Origin of the sequence: Actinosynnema sp. NPDC023658, assembly GCF_040639995.1 — a bacterium.
GTDB lineage: Bacteria > Actinomycetota > Actinomycetes > Mycobacteriales > Pseudonocardiaceae > Actinosynnema.
The window spans coordinates 1-1,616 of record NZ_JBFAAX010001172.1 but is presented as its reverse complement, the minus strand read 5'-3'; the positions used below and the strand labels follow the sequence as shown (position 1 = coordinate 1,616).

3 protein-coding genes are annotated in these 1,616 nt (G+C 73.9%); 1 reads left to right on the top strand and 2 read right to left on the bottom strand.

Annotation, left to right across the window (positions count from 1 at the left end; genetic code table 11):
• Together AB0G02_RS39250 and AB0G02_RS39245 are read right to left on the bottom strand one after the other, a co-directional pair.
• Positions 1–1,057: substrate-binding domain-containing protein (locus AB0G02_RS39250; RefSeq protein ID WP_360805305.1), on the bottom strand; the 1,057-nt coding region annotated here is incomplete at its 3' end.
• On the bottom strand, positions 1,054–1,191 hold the full coding sequence (locus AB0G02_RS39245; protein ID WP_360805302.1) for a hypothetical protein: 138 nt from the start codon (positions 1,189–1,191) through the stop codon (positions 1,054–1,056). The genes AB0G02_RS39250 and AB0G02_RS39245, both read right to left, overlap by 4 nt.
• A gap of 242 nt (positions 1,192–1,433) precedes the next feature.
• Between AB0G02_RS39245 and AB0G02_RS39240 the strand changes: the two genes are divergently transcribed.
• On the top strand, positions 1,434–1,616 hold a 183-nt coding region (locus AB0G02_RS39240), incomplete at its 3' end, for a hypothetical protein (RefSeq protein ID WP_360805299.1).

Here is a 1,616-nt window from a genome sequence, read left to right as displayed (position 1 = left end):
TCACCACCCGGTGCGTCGGGCGGTCCGGGTCGTGCAACCGGGCCGCCAGCAACGACACCGCGGCCCGGCCGATGGACCGGCGGGGCGGGCGCACGGCGGTCAGCGCGGGCGTGAACAGCGCCGCCACCTCGTCGTCGTAGGCCACCACCGACAGGTCGGACGGCACCCGGACGCCGCGCTGCTCGGCGCGTTGCACCAGGGCCATCGCCTCGGCGTCGGCGTGCACCAGCACGGCCGTGGTCCCGGTGGTGGCCAAGCCGTCCAGCACCTCGTCCAGCGCGGCGTCCCAACCGGACGTGACGGGTCGCGGCACGGCGGCGTCCACGGCGGACGCCGGGTCCAGGCCGGCCGCCTCGCAGCCCTCGTGCCACCCGCGGCGCACGTGCGGGGAGGTCGGGCTGTTCTCGCTGGTGATCACGCCGATCCGGCGGTGCCCCAGGTCGGCCAGGTGGTGCACGGCCATGGCCGCGCCCAGGGCGTGATCGGTCACCACGGACTCCAGGACCACCTGGCGCGGACCGATGGTCGCCATCCGCTCGACGAGCACCACCGGTGTGTCCAGCGTGCTCAGCCACTCCATCGTGGTCTCGGCGTTCGGCGCGGTCAGGCTGGGCGCGACGATCAGGCCGCACACGTCCTCGTTGTCCAGCAACCGCTCCAGCTGGGGGCGGTCGTCGGCGCTCTCGTAGGAGGACCCGCGCAGCAGCACCTGCAACCCCTGCCCGGACGCCTCCTCCTCCGCGCCGCGGACCACCTCGGGCCAGTAGTAGTCCAACGAGGGCACCAACATCCCGGCCGCGCCCTGGTGCGCCCGTTCGACCGCCTCCACCGGTTGAGCACCGGGCGCGGTCACCTCGACGGCCCGCAGCGTCGCCCCGCCGTGCACCCGGCGCAGCAGCCCCTCCCCGGCCAGGTGGGCGATGTCGCGGCGCAGCGTCACGGCGGTGACGCCGAGCCTCTCGCTGAGGTCCGAGATGCGGACGGTGCCGTCCCGGTGCAGCGCCTCCAGGATCGACGCGCGACGACCGGCGGCCAGGGTGCGGGACTCGGGGTTCACGGCGCACCCCCTGCGGCGACGAGCGGGTGCGGACCGCCGGACCGCACCGGGGCGTCGGGCAGGACCGGTGTCGTCGACCCGACCGGCTCCCGGTCCGGGTGGACGGCGCCGTCCCCCGTGCGCGCTCTCGTCACGGTTGGTCCTCCTGTCGTTGATCGCGATCCATTATGTCGTTGACGCGTGACGGCGATGCGCCGCGACAGGCGGCATCTCCGAGGGCCGGCGGAGCGCCGGGATCCGACCGACCGGCTGGGTTGTGACCCTTGACACGATCACTCGTGCACGTATTTACTCCTTGACACCCTAAGCGATCAAAAGCGAAAGCAAGTGCTCATCGCTGTGATCGATCGATGTTCGACACTGGAGGGCGGGGCACATGCCGCCGTATCCGTTCCCGCGGGCCGACGCGCCGTCCGCCGCGTGGAGCCGTGCCGACTGGGCCGAGGCGGCCGACGTCCTGCTGCGCGCCGTGCGCCCGCACAGCTCTCCCCGGCACGCCCGCATCGCGCTGCCCGGTGCGGCCGTCGGCTACGGCGCCGACGTGGACGCGCTGGAGGGC